General features: G+C 58.9%; 13 protein-coding genes and 2 rRNA genes. 5 read left to right on the forward strand and 10 right to left on the reverse strand.

The genetic code is table 11. The annotated features are described in order from the left end of the window. The first annotated feature begins 82 nt into the window (after positions 1–82). From HSS18214_RS0112590 to HSS18214_RS0112600, 3 genes are all read left to right on the forward strand, one after another. Positions 83–2,976: ribosomal RNA gene (locus HSS18214_RS0112590) — 23S ribosomal RNA — on the forward strand. A gap of 153 nt (positions 2,977–3,129) precedes the next feature. Continuing rightward, positions 3,130–3,245, forward strand: a 5S ribosomal RNA gene (rrf, locus tag HSS18214_RS0112595). Between the two features lie 114 nt (positions 3,246–3,359). After that, entirely contained in the window at positions 3,360–4,691 is a 1,332-nt protein-coding gene (locus HSS18214_RS0112600; protein WP_016915647.1) for a deoxyguanosinetriphosphate triphosphohydrolase, read from the forward strand. Here HSS18214_RS0112600 and HSS18214_RS0112605 read toward each other — a convergent pair. The 3 genes from HSS18214_RS0112605 to HSS18214_RS0112615 form a co-directional block, all read right to left on the reverse strand. Beyond that, a complete protein-coding gene (locus HSS18214_RS0112605; protein WP_016915648.1) occupies positions 4,688–5,596 on the reverse strand; it encodes a nuclease-related domain-containing protein in 909 nt (302 codons plus the stop codon). The genes HSS18214_RS0112600 and HSS18214_RS0112605 overlap by 4 nt on opposite strands. 61 nt (positions 5,597–5,657) lie before the next feature. Beyond that, complete coding sequence (locus HSS18214_RS0112610; RefSeq protein WP_016915649.1) at positions 5,658–6,032, reverse strand: translation initiation factor Sui1; 375 nt, start codon at positions 6,030–6,032, stop codon at positions 5,658–5,660. Between the two features lie 19 nt (positions 6,033–6,051). Then, positions 6,052–6,750 carry an HAD family hydrolase gene (locus HSS18214_RS0112615; RefSeq protein WP_016915650.1) on the reverse strand — a complete coding sequence of 233 codons (699 nt, stop codon included), beginning with the start codon at positions 6,748–6,750 and terminating at the stop codon, positions 6,052–6,054. Positions 6,751–6,975: 225 nt separating this feature from the next. Here HSS18214_RS0112615 and HSS18214_RS0112620 point away from each other — a divergent pair, with 225 nt between their 5' ends. Next, complete coding sequence (locus HSS18214_RS0112620; RefSeq protein ID WP_016915651.1) at positions 6,976–7,293, forward strand: hypothetical protein; 318 nt, start codon at positions 6,976–6,978, stop codon at positions 7,291–7,293. 11 nt (positions 7,294–7,304) lie between these two features. Here the strand turns inward: HSS18214_RS0112620 and HSS18214_RS0112625 are convergent, their stop codons facing one another. The 7 genes from HSS18214_RS0112625 to tkt form a co-directional block, all read right to left on the reverse strand. Then, a complete protein-coding gene (locus HSS18214_RS0112625) occupies positions 7,305–7,649 on the reverse strand; it encodes a hypothetical protein (protein ID WP_016915652.1) in 345 nt (114 codons plus the stop codon). 116 nt (positions 7,650–7,765) lie between these two features. Next, positions 7,766–8,830 carry a class II fructose-bisphosphate aldolase gene (fba, locus tag HSS18214_RS0112630; RefSeq protein ID WP_016915653.1) on the reverse strand — a complete coding sequence of 355 codons (1,065 nt, stop codon included), beginning with the start codon at positions 8,828–8,830 and terminating at the stop codon, positions 7,766–7,768. Between the two features lie 40 nt (positions 8,831–8,870). Further along, the gene (locus HSS18214_RS0112635; protein WP_016915654.1) at positions 8,871–10,037 is read right to left on the reverse strand and encodes a phosphoglycerate kinase; all 1,167 of its coding nucleotides are present in this window, start codon (positions 10,035–10,037) and stop codon (positions 8,871–8,873) included. Between the two features lie 44 nt (positions 10,038–10,081). Then, complete coding sequence (locus HSS18214_RS0112640; protein WP_016915655.1) at positions 10,082–11,119, reverse strand: type I glyceraldehyde-3-phosphate dehydrogenase; 1,038 nt, start codon at positions 11,117–11,119, stop codon at positions 10,082–10,084. A gap of 58 nt (positions 11,120–11,177) precedes the next feature. Further along, the gene (locus HSS18214_RS0112645) at positions 11,178–11,897 is read right to left on the reverse strand and encodes an LrgB family protein (RefSeq protein WP_016915656.1); all 720 of its coding nucleotides are present in this window, start codon (positions 11,895–11,897) and stop codon (positions 11,178–11,180) included. After that, positions 11,887–12,240, reverse strand: a complete 354-nt coding sequence (locus HSS18214_RS0112650) for a CidA/LrgA family protein (RefSeq protein WP_016915657.1) — start codon at positions 12,238–12,240, stop codon at positions 11,887–11,889. The genes HSS18214_RS0112645 and HSS18214_RS0112650 overlap by 11 nt, the downstream gene beginning before the upstream one ends. 51 nt (positions 12,241–12,291) lie before the next feature. Continuing rightward, positions 12,292–14,283 carry a transketolase gene (gene tkt / locus HSS18214_RS0112655; protein ID WP_016915658.1) on the reverse strand — a complete coding sequence of 664 codons (1,992 nt, stop codon included), beginning with the start codon at positions 14,281–14,283 and terminating at the stop codon, positions 12,292–12,294. 240 nt (positions 14,284–14,523) lie between these two features. Between tkt and metK the strand changes: the two genes are divergently transcribed. Next, positions 14,524–15,744, forward strand: a complete 1,221-nt coding sequence (metK, locus tag HSS18214_RS0112660; protein ID WP_016915659.1) for a methionine adenosyltransferase — start codon at positions 14,524–14,526, stop codon at positions 15,742–15,744. Positions 15,745–15,805: the final 61 nt, after the last annotated feature.

Genomic DNA, 15,805 nt, shown 5'->3' on the forward strand with positions numbered 1-15,805 from the left:
TTACGTAAATTGTATTGTGATACGTCTCAAGCGTATCCGGCAATCGTTATCATTGCGAACCCCAGACTCCTTCGGGTTATAGGGTCAAGCAATGAAGCGCACACGGTGGATGCCTAGGCAGCCAGAGGCGATGAAAGACGTGGTAGCCTGCGATAAGGTTCGGTGAGGTGGCAAACGACCTGCGACCCGGACATCTCTGAATGGGGAAACCCACTCATCACAAGATGAGTATCCTGTCCTGAATACATAGGGGCAGGAGGCGAACCAGGGGAACTGAAACATCTAAGTACCCTGAGGAAAAGAAATCAACCGAGATTCCCCTAGTAGCGGCGAGCGAACGGGGACCAGCCCTTAAGCGTGTGACGGATTAGACGAACAGACTGGGAAGTCTGGCCATAGCGGGTGATAGCCCCGTAGTCGAAAATCTGATCACGTGAAATCGAGTAGGTCGGGGCACGAGAAACCTTGACTGAAGACGGGGGGACCATCCTCCAAGGCTAAATACTCCTGGCTGACCGATAGTGAACCAGTACCGTGAGGGAAAGGCGAAAAGAACCCCGGAGAGGGGAGTGAAATAGATCCTGAAACCGTGTGCGTACAAGCAGTAGGAGCAGACTTGTTCTGTGACTGCGTACCTTTTGTATAATGGGTCAGCGACTTATATTCAGTGGCGAGGTTAACCGTATAGGGGAGCCGTAGGGAAACCGAGTCTTAACTGGGCGACACAGTCGCTGGATATAGACCCGAAACCGAGCGATCTATCCATGAGCAGGGTGAAGGTTGAGTAACATCAACTGGAGGCCCGAACCAGGATCTGTTGAAAAAGATTTGGATGACTTGTGGATCGGAGTGAAAGGCTAATCAAGCTCGGAGATAGCTGGTTCTCCTCGAAAGCTATTTAGGTAGCGCCTCACGTATCACCGCCGGGGGTAGAGCACTGTTTCGGCTAGGGGGTCATCCCGACTTACCAACCCGAGGCAAACTCCGAATACCGGTGAGTGCAAGCGTGGGAGACACACGGCGGGTGCTAACGTCCGTCGTGAAAAGGGAAACAACCCAGACCGTCAGCTAAGGTCCCCAAATCCTGGTTAAGTGGGAAACGATGTGGGAAGGCTCAGACAGCTAGGAGGTTGGCTTAGAAGCAGCCATCCTTTAAAGAAAGCGTAATAGCTCACTAGTCGAGTCGGCCTGCGCGGAAGATGTAACGGGGCTAAACCAGGTACCGAAGCTACGGGTTCATCCTTACGGATGAGCGGTAGAGGAGCGTCGTGTAAGCCGATGAAGGTGTGTTGAGAAGCATGCTGGAGGTATCACGAGTGCGAATGCTGACATGAGTAACGATAAAGGGAGTGAAAAACTCCCTCGCCGGAAGACCAAGGGTTTCTGTTCGACGCTAATCGGAGCAGAGTGAGTCGGCCCCTAAGGCGAGGCCGAAAGGCGTAGTCGATGGGAAACGGGTCAATATTCCCGTACCGGACATGATTGCGATGGGGGGACGGAGAAGGCTAGGTGAGCCAGGCGTTGGTTGTCCTGGTGAAAGTGAGTAGGCTGGGGTCTCAGGTAAATCCGGGACCCTTCAAGGCCGAGACACGAAACGAAGACACTACGGTGTCGAAGTCATTGATGCCACGCTTCCAGGAAAAGCCTCTAAGCTTCAGATCATGTGCGACCGTACCCCAAACCGACACAGGTGGTCAGGGTGAGAATCCCAAGGCGCTTGAGAGAACTCGGGTGAAGGAACTAGGCAAAATGGTGCCGTAACTTCGGGAGAAGGCACGCCGGCGTAGGGTGACGAGACTTGCTCTCCAAGCCCGAACCGGTCGAAGATACCAGGTGGCTGCAACTGTTTAGTAAAAACACAGCACTCTGCCAACTCGCAAGAGGACGTATAGGGTGTGACGCCTGCCCGGTGCCGGAAGGTTAAGTGATGGTGTTAGGATTCGTCCGAAGCTCTTGATCGAAGCCCCGGTAAACGGCGGCCGTAACTATAACGGTCCTAAGGTAGCGAAATTCCTTGTCGGGTAAGTTCCGACCTGCACGAATGGCGTAATGATGGCCACGCTGTCTCCACCCGAGACTCAGTGAAATTGAAATCGCCGTGAAGATGCGGTGTACCCGCGGCTAGACGGAAAGACCCCGTGAACCTTTACTATAGCTTCACACTGGACGCTGATGTTGCCTGTGTAGGATAGCTGGGAGGCTTTGAACCTCGGACGCCAGTTCGAGGGGAGCCAACCTTGAAATACCAGCCTGGCATCATTGGCGTTCTCACTCAGGTCCGTGATCCGGATCGAGGACAGTGTGTGGTGGGTAGTTTGACTGGGGCGGTCTCCTCCCAAAGCGTAACGGAGGAGCACGAAGGTACCCTCAGCACGGTCGGACATCGTGCAATGAGTGCAAGAGCATAAGGGTGCTTGACTGCGAGACAGACACGTCGAGCAGGTGCGAAAGCAGGTTCTAGTGATCCGGTGGTTCTGTATGGAAGGGCCATCGCTCAACGGATAAAAGGTACTCCGGGGATAACAGGCTGATACCGCCCAAGAGTTCACATCGACGGCGGTGTTTGGCACCTCGATGTCGGCTCATCACATCCTGGGGCTGAAGTCGGTCCCAAGGGTATGGCTGTTCGCCATTTAAAGTGGTACGCGAGCTGGGTTTAGAACGTCGTGAGACAGTTCGGTCCCTATCTGCCGTGGGCGTTGGATGTTTGAGAAGAGCTGCTCCTAGTACGAGAGGACCGGAGTGGACGACCCTCTGGTGTTCCGGTTGTCACGCCAGTGGCATTGCCGGGTAGCTATGGTCGGACGGGATAACCGCTGAAAGCATCTAAGCGGGAAGCCCCCTTCAAGATGAGACATCCCCGAGGCCTAGAGCCTCCTGAAGGGCCCAGCGAGACCAGCTGGTTGATAGGCACGGTGTGGAAGCGCTGCAAGGCGTTGAGCTAACGTGTACTAATGGCCCGTGAGGCTTGACCCTATAACACCCAAGGGGTCTGGTCGTGATGATAACGAAGAGTGTGAACGCACTCGCAACACCGGATACGCCGCAGTGAGCCAGAGCGCTTGCTGACAAGAGACGCACACAATACACGTCAAGAACACCTCAGCATGATATGCATTACCTGTTACGCCTGACGACCATAGCACGCGTGAACCACCTGATCCCATGCCGAACTCAGAAGTGAAACCGCTTAGCGCCGATGGTAGTGTGGGGTCTCCCCATGTGAGAGTAGGTCATCGTCAGGCACTTATACCGTAGAAAGCCCCGAGCACACTGTGTTCGGGGCTTTTTGCTGTGCGTTAAATTTGTCTACACCTGGTGCTTTTATGTCAGAATGAAGGCTCCAAGGAGGAGTGCCGATGACACAAATGCAATGGGATCAGTTACTTTCCCCTCAGCGCTTACACGACAAGCGCCCCGGCAGTAACCGCGAAATAGGGCGCACTCCTTTCCACAAGGACCATGACCGCATCGTCTTCTCAGGCTCCTTTCGTCGCCTGGGGCGCAAGACGCAGGTGCATCCCCTTACCGAAAATGACCATATCCATACGCGGTTGACCCACTCCTTGGAAGTCGGCTGTGTGGGCCGCTCGTTGGGCATGATCGTCGGCGAGTTGCTGCGTGATCGGCTGCCGGAGTGGATCACCCCAGCTGACCTGGGCGTCATCGTGCAAACGGCCTGTCTCGGGCACGACATCGGTAACCCCCCCTTTGGCCATGCCGGTGAATATGCCATTCGTGACTGGTTTCGCCGTGCCGAGGGGAGTGGCTTGCTGGAGGGGCTCGCCGAACAGGAGCGCCAGGATCTGCTGACCTATGAGGGGAATGCTCAGGGATTTCGTGTCATTACGCAGATCGAGTACAACCAGTTCAACGGCGGCATGCGGTTGTCTGCAGCAACCCTGGGGACTCTGTTGAAATATCCCTGGACCGTTCGCTATGGTGGCCGCGCTGGCAAGTTTGGCTGTTATCAGTCCGAGCAGGCGTTGCTCAAGGAAGTCGCTGACGCCGTGGGTCTGATTCCTCAGGGCGAGCAGCGCTGGTGCCGTCATCCACTGGCGTGGCTGGTCGAAGCGGCGGATGACATCTGTTATGCGCTGCTGGATCTGGAAGATGGCCTCGAAATGGGGATTCTGCGTTACGAAGAAGTCGTCGAAATACTGCGTCAGATTGCTGGCGAATTTCCCCCTGAGTATGAAGAGATGCAGCGCAAGAGTGTCTCGCAGCGCCGCCGTATCGCGCTACTGCGGGGGGCAGCCATGGAGCGTGCGGTCAATGATGTGGCGGCCGTGTTTGTACAGCATGAGCAGGCGCTGCTGAGCGGTACCTTGAGCGATGACCTGCTGGAGCTTTGCCATCCGGATCTGGGCTGGGGCGTGCAGTCTGCCAAGCAGTTGGCTCGAGAACGCATTTTCCAGAACGAGCGCAAGGCCAAGCTGGAAATCGGTGCCTACACCACGCTGGGGATTCTGCTGGAGGCGTTCATTGGTGCTGCCCATGAGCTACATCATACCGGGCAAAGCTCTTTCAAGCATCAGCGCGTGCTGGCACTGATCGGTGAAAACACGCCGCTGCCCTCCTGGACGCTTTACGACAGCTACCGTCGTATGCTGGATTTCATTGGTGGCATGACCGACCACTACGCCGTGGATCTTGCCCAGGAAATGGGCGGGCGGCTGCGCGGGGATTAAACCGACGGGTGGCGCAAATGTTTTAGCTCCATCAGCCGTACCCGTTCCAGCAAGGTATGGATGACCTTGTCATGGATGACGTCGCTCATATGGCCCGGTTTAAGCTCGCTCAACTGGCGTGACAGCCGCTCTCCGCTGACCACCAGAATGTCCGAAGCTGCCTCACTGGTATCGATTTGCCAGCCAGGCAGCACCAGCACGCCTCGAACGGGAACAGGCACCCCACAGCGTCGCTCCAGCCACTGGGTGAGCCAATTGACCCCCTGACGCGTCTTGTGCAGTGGGCGACGCTCCTGCCAATGGGGAAAGCGCAGCCGTTCGCGTTCGACGGCCACGCTATTGAGCTCGCGGCCATCCGAACCTATCGCCAGCGCTCTGGCGCGGGTTTCGACGACAAAGACGCCATGGGGCGTCACGACCACGTGGTCGATGGTGAAGCTGTCGGTAGGTACGTCGTGAAACACATAGTAAGGGTGTGCCTCCGGACGGATGAGTCGCTCCAGCTCCTGGCCAACGGCCAGCTCGCAGGCCAAGCCCAGCTTCAGGCGACGGATACGCTGGTAATCGCGTACCAGCAGCAGTGAAAACGCCAGTACCAGCAGCGTGCTGAGCAGCCCGTACAGTGCCCACTCCACCCAGTCCTGCTGCTCCACGAACAGCATGCGGCCCATGCCGTAGACCAAGGGCGCCAGACTCACCAAAGGCCCTAGCGTACCGTTTAGAAATAGGCTCGAGAATGCTTGATCCAGCCGGTAACGCAGTGCCTGCCCAGGCTCGTGAAGCGGGGCATCGAAAGGAGACTGCACGCGAGCATCATGCAGACTGCGCAGCGCCAGCACGATACCGCCCATTGCCGCCATCGGAAACAGGAAAATGAGAGGTAGCAGGTATTCCAACCAAACCATTGCGATGCCTTGCCCTTGAGCCGTTTACCAGAAGTAGAGCGATTGGTGCTACATCAATACTTCAACCGCCTGCCAATTTTACCTGATACCCCATGGAGGTTAGCGCGTCACGCAGGGTTTCGCGATGATCTCCCTGGATTTCGATCACGCCCTGCTTGACGGCGCCACCGGTGCCACAGCGCTGCTTCAGGGTCTTGGCCAGTGCTTTCAGCTCCGCGTGGGCCAGCGGTATACCGCTGATGGTGGTCACACCCTTGCCTTTGCGGCCACTGGTCTCTCGTCGAATTCGCACGATGCCATCCAACGTAGCCAATCGTGCCTGTTCGCTGGCGTCTTCGCAGTGGCAGTCGTCAATCGCGGCACGGCACTGGGGGCATGTCTTGCCATGCTCGGTGGAATACACCAGACCACCCAGTTGGTCACGTAATGAAGCCATGTCTTGTCTCTGCTGAGGGTTATTTCGCTGTCGAGTGATGCGGCATTGCCGTGTGCCATCGCTCGCGGGTCAAACGCTCCACAACGGCAGGCAACTGATACATGTTACTGATCATGATAGCGCCTTCCGGGGTATTTTCGGCATCTGGAAAGCGGTTTAAATGAATCACCGTCATGCCCGCTTGAAGTGCTGCCCTGACGCCGACCAGCGCATCGTCGATGGCAATGCACTGTGCGGCAGCAAACCCCATGATGCTGGCCGCATGTAAGTGCAGGCACGGCTCGGGTTTCCAACAGTTGGCGGTATAGCCGCTGAACAGGCGGTTATCGAAGTAATGGGTCAGGCCCGTGGCTTTCAGCGCCGCGCGTATCTTCGTTTCCGGGCCGTTGGAAACCACCGCGCTGGGGTAGTGCGACAAGGCTTCCAGTGCTTCCAGTGCCCCGGGAATGGTGGTGAGTTCGTTGGTCAGTCGCGTGGCCAGGTTGGCGCGCATATCGTGCTCCATGCGCTCGAGTTGTTCGATGTCGACTTGACCATGGCGGTCCTGCAGCTCGGCGACGATCCTGCGAAAGCGGGCGCCGCGAAATTCGCCCATATAGTCGGAGGCAGCGAAGGGAAGCCCCACCGTATTGAGGCCGCGTGCCATTTCTTCGGCAAGCAGGGGTTCGCTATCGACGAGCGTGCCATCACAGTCAAACAACAAAAGTGGAAGCGGCATGTCAGTTCCTTGCAGTACCTGAAGCACTACGCATGTTGGGGTAAGCCGACCATCTTGCTATTGAACGGGATTTTAGCTCCTTTGTGAACACTGTTTGATAATTTTTTACGTTTTCGTCGATGGCGGAGTCGCTGCACGTCGGGAAAGCCCCTGGCAGGTGCTTATCCCTCGGAGCGGCTATAGTGAACAGGTGCAACGACATGCATCATGAAAAAGGAGATTGATATGCGAGTATCCCCTTGGCTATTACCTTGGGTTTTGAGTGCATCCTTGTGTGTAGTCGCGGCCAGCGCGTGGGCAGACACCGCGGCTGAGAATGGACAGCACGAAGCGTTGGATGATGCGGCGCTGGAAGAGACGTACGGTATCAAGGCGGGGGCCGTCCGACGCGACGAACAGCCCGCCTCACAAGCGCAGGAAGATGCTGGCGACGATGATGAAGAGCATGCCGAAGGCGGCACTGGGGGCACCGGCAGTGCCGATGACGCCATGTTGCAAGGTGAAGACGAACAGAGCAGTGAAGAGCAAAGCAGCGATCAGTAATGCGATGCCGCTTAACGCGACAAGCGTCGTGAGTTGGCACTGCTGCGCCGATGGTAAGGCTTCATGGCTTGTTGACTGGTTGTCCACCATGGCGCGTACTGACCGCGCATGGCGCTGAACAAGACTTTTTGCATGATGAGGCCAGCTTCCACGCTGGCCTCGATCTTTTCAGTCACCATGCGCTGGTTTTCACGCATCATGGCAGGACTGAAAAAGGGCTGCGTTTGCCATAGTTGCTGACGCATGGAAATCGTGGAGAGCGAAGAGCTCCATAGCTCCATGCCCATGATGCCTGCTTTCCACAGGTCAAGGAACATCAGGGGCGGTGTCAGCATTGGCAGAGGGGTGTGCTTCATGGAGAAGGCTACCTGGTGAAGAAATGGGCGGAGTTGTTTAGTAATAGCTCATTATTGCTGCATTGCAATAAAAAAGGCGACCCGAAGGCCGCCTTGATGTCGTCGCGAGGCGCTGCTTATTTGATCTTGGGCGCCAGCTCACCACGCTCGTAGCGCTGGAACATGGCTTCCAGGCTGATCGGCTTGATCTTGCTCGCGTTGCCTGCGGTGCCAAAGGCTTCATAGCGGGCAATACACAGATCGCGCATGGCTGTGACGGTTTCTTTCAGGAACTTGCGCGGATCGAACTCTGATGGGTTCTCGGCCATGAAACGACGCACGGCGCCGGTCGAGGCCAGACGCAGGTCGGTATCGATGTTGACCTTGCGCACTCCGTGCTTGATGCCCTCGATGATCTCTTCCACCGGTACACCGTAGGTTTCCGGGATCTGACCACCGTAGCGGTTGATCACTTCCAGCCACTCCTGGGGCACCGAGGAGGAGCCGTGCATGACCAGGTGGGTATCCGGAATACGAGCGTGGATCTCTTTGATACGCTGGATCGAGAGCGTATCGCCCGTGGGCGGCTTGGTGAACTTGTAAGCGCCGTGGCTGGTGCCGATGGCAATGGCCAGGGCGTCCACATGGGTCGCCTTGACGAACTCGGCAGCCTCTTCCGGGTCGGTGAGCATCTGCTCCATATCCAGCTTGCCTTCGGCGCCAATGCCGTCTTCTTCACCGGCCATGCCGGTTTCCAGGCTGCCCAGACAGCCCAGTTCGCCTTCTACAGAGACGCCACAGGCATGGGCCATTTCAACGGCACGACGGGTCACGTCAACGTTGTAGTCGTAATCCATCGGCGTTTTACCGTCTTCGCCCAGGGAGCCATCCATCATCACGGAGGAGAAGCCGAGCTGAATGGAGCGCTGGCAGACAGCCGGGCTGGTGCCGTGATCCTGGTGCATGACGACCGGAATGTGCGGGAACTCTTCCACCGCCGCCAGAATCAGGTGGCGCAGGAAGGGGGCGCCAGCGTATTTGCGTGCGCCAGCAGATGCCTGCACGATCACCGGGGAGTCAGTCGCGTCAGCGGCTTCCATGATGGCCCGCATCTGTTCCAGGTTGTTCACGTTGAACGCGGGAATGCCGTAGCCGTATTCGGCGGCGTGGTCGAGCATCTGGCGCATGCTAATCAAAGCCATGGGGTCACCTTATTGGGTTGTATGTTCAGAGTTCTAAGTATTAGCGCTGAGCAGCGGCTTCCAGCGCGGCAACGGCCGGCAGCTGCTTGCCTTCCACGTATTCGAGAAATGCTCCGCCGCCGGTCGAGATATAGGAGACTCGGTCAGCGATCGCGTACTTGTCGATGGCCGCCAGGGTGTCTCCACCTCCAGCAATAGAGAACGCGGCACTGTCGGCAATGGCGCGGGAAATGACCTCGGTCCCCTTGCCGAACTGGTCGATTTCAAACACGCCCACGGGTCCGTTCCACAGGATCGTGCCAGCATCCTTGAGCAGGCTGGCCAAGTGGGCGGCCGTGTCGGGGCCAATGTCCAGAATCATTTCGTTGTCTGCCACCTGATCGACGGGCTTGACCACCGCCTCTGCTGCTTCGGAAAACTCGGTGGCCACCACTACGTCGGTAGGCAGCGGAATCTTCACCTTGGCCATCAGCGCCTTGGCCTGGTCGAGCAGGTCTGCTTCGTAGAGCGATTTGCCCACATTATAGCCTGCTGCCGCAATAAAGGTGTTGGCGATACCACCACCGACGATCAATTGATCGCATTTTTCCGACAGTGCGTTCAGCACGTCCAGCTTGGTGGAGACCTTCGAACCGCCGACGATGGCCGCCATGGGGCGTGCGGGATTGGCCAGCGCTTTCTCCAGGGCATCGAGCTCCTGGGCAAGCAGGGGGCCAGCACATGCCTGGGGAGCAAAGCGCGCGACGCCATGGGTAGAGGCTTGGGCACGGTGAGCGGTTCCAAAGGCGTCCATCACGAAGATGTCGCACAGTGCGGCATACTGCCTGGCAAGCTGTTCGTCGTCTTTCTTCTCGCCACGATTGAAGCGCACGTTCTCCAGCAACACCACGTCACCGTTCTGCAGCGTCGGGGCGGTGTCGAGGTAGTCGTTGACCAGTTTGACGGGGCTGCCGAGCAGTTCGCCCAGGTGCTCGGCGACAGGGGCCAGCGAGAACTCGTCAGCGGGTTCACCTTCCGTGGGGCGGCCCAGGTGGCTCATGAGCAGTACTTTGGCGCCCGCCTTGGCGGCAGCTTGTATGGTCGGCAGCGCAGCACGCAGGCGAGCATCGCTGGAAACACGGCCGTTCTTGATCGGCACATTCAGGTCTTCACGAATCAGTACGCGCTGCCCATCCAGGGGCAGGTCGGTCATCTTTTGCACGTTCATGTGAGCGGTTTCCTCGTGTTCAAGCGAATGAAAGGTCGTGGCGGTCATGCCCGCTGGCGTAGCGTTGCCAGCCGCTGGCTGATATCCAGCATACGGTTGGCAAACCCCCACTCGTTGTCAAACCAGCACAGCAGCTTGAGCAGGCGCTTGCCTGCCACTCTGGTTTGCGTGGCGTCCAGAATGCCAGAGCGAGGGTCGTGATTGAAATCGATGGAGGCCATGGGGGCCTCGGTATAGCCCAGCACGCCTGCCAGCCGCTGTTGGCTGGCCTCGCGCAGCAGTGCATTGACCTGCTGGGCATCGGTGTCGCGGCGTACGGTAAGCGAGACATCCATGGCCGAGACGTTGATCGTGGGAACGCGCACGTGCAGACATTCGAAGCGGCCTGCCAGCGTTGGCATCAGACGGCTGATGCCCACCGCAAGCCCAGTATCGACCGGGACGATGGACTGCATCGCCGAGCGGGTAAGGCGCAGGTCGGTCTGGTGGTAGGCGTCGATGACTGGCTGGTCGTTCATGGCCGAGTGAATCGTGGTGGTGACACCGTGCTCCAGCCCCAGCGCTTCATCCAGTATCGTCAGCAAGGGCACCAGGCAGTTCGTGGTGCAGGACGCCGCCGAGAGGATGCGCTGTGCACCGCTGAGCTCATGCTCGTTGATCCCCCACACGATGGTGGCATCCACGTCGTTTTCTGCCGGTTGGGAAAACAGCAGCTGCCGTGCACCGGCCTTCAGGTGCCGCTCCGCCGTGGCGCGATCCTTGAAGCTTCCTGAGCACTCCAGGACCAGATCGATATCCAGGGCTTTCCAGGGAAGCGCATCGGGGGCGCGTTCACATAGCACCTGAATGCGCTGGCCGTTGATCACCAAGGCATCACCCTCGTTCTCGACCTCGCCAGGAAAACGCCCGTGGGTGGTGTCGTAGCGGGTGAGATAGGTGATGGTAGCCAGGTCGGAAAGTTCGTTGATGGCGACCACTTCCAGATCGGGATGGCCACGCTCCACCAGTGCACGCAGTACGCACTGGCCGATACGTCCATACCCATTGATTGCAATGCGAAACTTAGCGGTTGCGTTAGCCATGTCGCGAAGCGGCCCCAAAAAAAGTGGCTAGATGATAACGTACTTCAGCGCCCGTTGCTCAGTTGCCAGCTCCCAGCAGACCCCAGGCGAATGGCAGCAGCAACGCGGTGAAAATGCCCGTCAAACTCATCCCGAGGGAGGCAAAGGCACCGGCAGTGGGGCTCATCTCAAAGGCCCTGACGGTACCAATGGCATGGCCGTTGAGCCCCAGAGCGAATCCGAGCAGGCGCTCGTCGGTAATGCCCAGCCACTTGGCGGCGAGGCTCACCATCGGGATGGTGGCGACGCCAGTAACCAGCAGCGCGCCCATCAACAAGGCAACGCTGCCACCCAACTGTTCGGTGATCCCGATGGCAATCGGGGCAGTGACGGACTTGGCCGCGATGGAGGCGAGTACTTCTGGGCTGGCGCCAAGCAGCCAGGCAATCCCCAGGGAATAGCAGGCGGCCAGAGACGCCGCCACGGGCAGGCAAGCCGCCAGGGGGCGCCATAGCTCACGGATACGCGGTAGCTGTTGATAAAGAGGCATGCCGAGTGCCACGGTGGCAGGCCCCAGCAGTACGGTCAGCCAGGTCGCCCCCTGTTGGTAAATGGGGTAAGGCAAGCCCAGCACGGCAAGCGTAGCCGCCAGCAGCAAGGCAGCAATCAGTATGGCGGGTAGCCAGGCCGGGTGGCCCAGCCGCCGGAACAGCGCGGTGCCCAAGAGGTAAGCCGCGAGCGTCAGGCCCACGGCAAACAAGGGCGTTGCGGTCAATAAGGTGAGCGTGTCACTGGCCATGTTCACGTCCCATCAGACGCTTGAGCAACCACAGCGTGGTCAAGACGCTGAGCAGCGTGCCCAGGAGCAGCGCCGCCAGGATGGCCAGCCACTGTCCGGCCAGTTGATCGAGAATGAAAAAGACCCCGACCACGCCGGGCATGATCAGCATGGCCAGTAGCGCAATCAGGGGCTGGGCGGCGGCGGCAAGGCTGGTGGGCACACGGCCGATAAGGGCCAGAGTGACGCACAGCAGCAACATGCCGACCACGCCAGAAGAAATGGGCAGGCCGGAGAAGTGAACCACGGCTTCTCCAACCTGCCAGTAGCCGATCAGCCAAAGCAGGCCATTCAGCGCGGGCATCTATAGGCCCGCGCTGCCTGTGCCGGCGTGATCAGGCAAACTGAGATAAGCTCAGCCGAGCAGCTCATTGGCCTGCTTGACGATATTCTCGACGGTAAAGCCAAAGTGCTTGAACAGCTCGCCTGCCGGGGCCGACTCACCGTAGGTGGTCATGCCAATGACGCGCCCTTCCAGACCAACGTACTTGTACCAGTAGTCGGCGTGGCCCGCTTCGATGGCAATGCGCTTGGTCACGGCTTTGGGCAGCACGCTCTCGCGGTAGTCGGCGTCCTGACCGTTGAAGCGGTAAGTAGATGGCATGGACACCACGCGCACGGCCTGGCCCTGCTGCTCGAGCGTGGCCGCGGCTTCCATGGCCAGCGCCACTTCGGAGCCGGTGGCAATCAGGATCAGCGCGGGCGTGCCGTCGCAATCCTTCAGCACATAACCGCCGCGCTGGATGGCGGCTAACTGGGCCTTGGTGCGCGGCTGGTGCGGCAGGTTTTGACGCGACAGTACCAGCGCAGTGGGGCCGGAGTGGCGTTTGATGGCCGCATCCCAGGACGCCGCCGTCTCCACCGCATCGCAGGGACGCCAGGTGTTCAGGTTGGGCGTGGTGCGCAGGCTGGTGAGCTGCTCGATGGGCTGGTGGGTCGGGCCATCTTCACCCAGACCGATGGAGTCGTGGGTGAACACGTAAATGGCCTGCTGGCCCATCAACGCCGCCATGCGTACGGCGTTACGCATATACTCCATGAAGATCAGGAAGGTCGCGCCATAAGGAACGAAACCACCGTGCAGGGCGATACCGTTCATCACTGCGCCCATACCGAATTCACGCACACCGTAGTGCAGGTAGTTGCCGTTGGCATCTTCAGGAGTGATCGCTTTGGCGCCTTTCCAGAACGTCAGGTTGGAGGGCGCGAGGTCAGCGCTGCCGCCGAGCAGTTCCGGCATTTGCGGGCCAATCACGTTCAGCGCTTCAAAAGAGGCTTTACGTGAAGCGATGCTTTCGCCCTTTTCCTGAGCCTGCTGCATCAATGCTTCGGTGGCCAGCTCCGTGGGCAGCTGCGCTTTCATGCGGCGTTTGAACTCACGAGCCTGCTCGGGGAATGCTTCGGTGTAGCGAGCGAAGCGGCCTTCCCACTCCTGCTGGCGAGCTTTACCCGCTTCGCGAGCATCCCAGGCGGAGTAAATGGGCTCGGGAATGTGGAAGGGAGCATGCTCCCAGCCTAGCTGCTTGCGCGCCAGCGCTACTTCATCGTCACCCAGCGGTGCGCCGTGGGCTTCTTCTTTGCCCTGCTTGTTGGGCGCTCCAAAGCCGATGATGGTTTTGCAGATGATCAGGCTCGGCTTGTCGTCCTGGCTTTTTGCCAGCTCGATGGCGGCTTTGACTTCTTCAGGTTTGTGGCCGTCGACGTTGGGCACCACGTGCCAGCCGTAGGACTCGAAGCGCTTGGCGGTATCGTCGGTGAACCAGCCTTCGACTTCGCCATCGATGGAGATGCCGTTGTCGTCGTACAGGGCAATCAGCTTGCCCAGCTGCTGGGTGCCGGCCAGGGACGCCGCTTCATGGGAAATGCCTTCCATCAAGCAGCCATCGCCCAGGAAACACCAGGTGTGGTGGTCAACGATGGTGTGGCCGGGGCGGTTGAACTGTGCGGCGAGGGTTTTCTCGGCAATGGCAAAGCCGACGGCGTTGGCGAAGCCCTGGCCCAAGGGGCCGGTGGTGGTTTCGATGCCGGGAGCGTAGCCGTACTCAGGGTGGCCTGCCGTGGGCGAGTGCAGCTGGCGGAAGTTTTGCAGCTGTTCCAGGCTGAGTTCGTAACCGCTCAGGTGCAGCAGCGAGTAGAGCAGCATGGAGCCATGGCCGTTCGACAGCACGAACCGGTCGCGATCGGCCCACTTGGGGTCTTCGGGGTTGTGCTTGAGGTAGTCATTCCACAGCACCTCGGCAATATCAGCCATGCCCATGGGGGCGCCGGGATGGCCAGACTTGGCCTTCTGAACGGCATCCATGGAAAGGGCGCGAATGGCATTGGCCAGCTCAAAACGGGACGGCATGGGGTGCTCCTCGCCTGAAAACGGAAAGAATAAAGGCGCTATTGTCGCTGACTTCCTCGGCGGCGGCAAATTCTCGGGGTGCGTTCTGGGAAGAACCCCCAACAGCGTGTAGACTCTGCCTCCCGAAGTAGTAGTGAAAAGGCTCTGCTTCTATATACGGGCAGGGAACCTCCTGCCATGATTTCCTGCTGATGCTGCGGTCATAATGAAGCAGCCGTCATACAGAGGGTCGAGTGCGCGATGAGCGAATATTCCCTGTTTACCTCCGAGTCCGTTTCCGAAGGTCATCCTGACAAGATTGCTGACCAGATTTCTGATGCGGTGCTGGATGCCATTATCGCCCGTGACAAGCAGGCGCGTGTTGCCTGTGAAACGATGGTGAAGACGGGTGTTGCCATTATTGCGGGTGAAATTACCACCTCAGCATGGGTCGATCTCGAAGCGCTGGTGCGTGATGTGATCACCGATATCGGCTATACCTCCTCACAGGTAGGCTTCGATGGCGCCACCTGTGGCGTGATCAACCTGATCGGCAAACAGAGTGTGGATATTGCTCAGGGCGTTGATCGCACCAAACCCGAAGATCAAGGGGCGGGTGACCAGGGCTTGATGTTCGGTTACGCCACCAACGAAACCGACTCCTTCATGCCGGCCCCTATTCACTACTCCCATCGCCTGGTCGAGCGTCAGGCAGAGCTGCGCAAGCATGGCCTGCTACCCTGGCTGCGTCCGGATGCGAAGAGTCAGGTCACCTTCCGCTACAATGCCGAAGGCCAACCCTGTGGCGTGGATGCCGTGGTGCTGTCGACCCAGCATGACCCGGAAATCGACCAGGAAGACCTGCGCAAGATGGTCAAGCGCGAAATCATCGAGCAGGTGATTCCCGCAGAGTGGCTGGATGCGAATACCCAATACCATATCAATCCGACCGGCAAGTTCGTGATCGGTGGCCCAGTGGGCGACTGTGGTTTGACGGGGCGTAAAATCATCGTCGATACCTACGGCGGCATGGCCCGTCACGGCGGCGGTGCGTTCTCGGGCAAGGATCCGTCCAAGGTAGACCGCAGCGCGGCCTACGCAGGCCGTTACGTGGCGAAGAACGTGGTTGCTGCAGGCTTGGCCGACAAGTGCGAGATCCAGGTGTCTTACGCCATCGGCGTGGCAGAACCCACCTCCGTGTCGATCGACACCTTCGGCACAGGCAAGATCGACGATGCGAAAATCGTCGAACTGGTGCGCGAGCACTTTGATCTGCGCCCCTACGCGATCACCACCATGCTCGACCTGCTGCACCCGATGTATCGTCTGACCTCTGCCTACGGCCACTTTGGTCGCGAGCCGTTCGAGCATAGCTACCGTTGGACGGACGACAAAGGGGAAGAGCATACCGAGACGTTTACGGCGTTCCCTTGGGAGAAAACCGACAAGGCCGACGCGCTGCGCAAGGCGGCTGGTTTGTAAACACGGATTGGCTCGATGCTGTCCTCACGCCCCTGGCTTACCGCCAGGGGCGTTTTTGTTT

The organism is Vreelandella stevensii S18214 (genome assembly GCF_000275725.1).
GTDB lineage: Bacteria > Pseudomonadota > Gammaproteobacteria > Pseudomonadales > Halomonadaceae > Vreelandella > Vreelandella stevensii.

Coding starts and splice junctions, on each gene's coding strand:
- HSS18214_RS0112600 (WP_016915647.1), top strand. CDS start 3,360: ATGACACAAATGCAATGGGATCAGTTACTTTCCCCTCAGCGCTTACAC.
- HSS18214_RS0112605 (WP_016915648.1), bottom strand. CDS start 5,596: ATGGTTTGGTTGGAATACCTGCTACCTCTCATTTTCCTGTTTCCGATG.
- HSS18214_RS0112610 (WP_016915649.1), bottom strand. CDS start 6,032: ATGGCTTCATTACGTGACCAACTGGGTGGTCTGGTGTATTCCACCGAG.
- HSS18214_RS0112615 (WP_016915650.1), bottom strand. CDS start 6,750: ATGCCGCTTCCACTTTTGTTGTTTGACTGTGATGGCACGCTCGTCGAT.
- HSS18214_RS0112620 (WP_016915651.1), top strand. CDS start 6,976: ATGCGAGTATCCCCTTGGCTATTACCTTGGGTTTTGAGTGCATCCTTG.
- HSS18214_RS0112625 (WP_016915652.1), bottom strand. CDS start 7,649: ATGAAGCACACCCCTCTGCCAATGCTGACACCGCCCCTGATGTTCCTT.
- fba (WP_016915653.1), bottom strand. CDS start 8,830: ATGGCTTTGATTAGCATGCGCCAGATGCTCGACCACGCCGCCGAATAC.
- HSS18214_RS0112635 (WP_016915654.1), bottom strand. CDS start 10,037: ATGAACGTGCAAAAGATGACCGACCTGCCCCTGGATGGGCAGCGCGTA.
- HSS18214_RS0112640 (WP_016915655.1), bottom strand. CDS start 11,119: ATGGCTAACGCAACCGCTAAGTTTCGCATTGCAATCAATGGGTATGGA.
- HSS18214_RS0112645 (WP_016915656.1), bottom strand. CDS start 11,897: ATGGCCAGTGACACGCTCACCTTATTGACCGCAACGCCCTTGTTTGCC.
- HSS18214_RS0112650 (WP_016915657.1), bottom strand. CDS start 12,240: ATGCCCGCGCTGAATGGCCTGCTTTGGCTGATCGGCTACTGGCAGGTT.
- tkt (WP_016915658.1), bottom strand. CDS start 14,283: ATGCCGTCCCGTTTTGAGCTGGCCAATGCCATTCGCGCCCTTTCCATG.
- metK (WP_016915659.1), top strand. CDS start 14,524: ATGAGCGAATATTCCCTGTTTACCTCCGAGTCCGTTTCCGAAGGTCAT.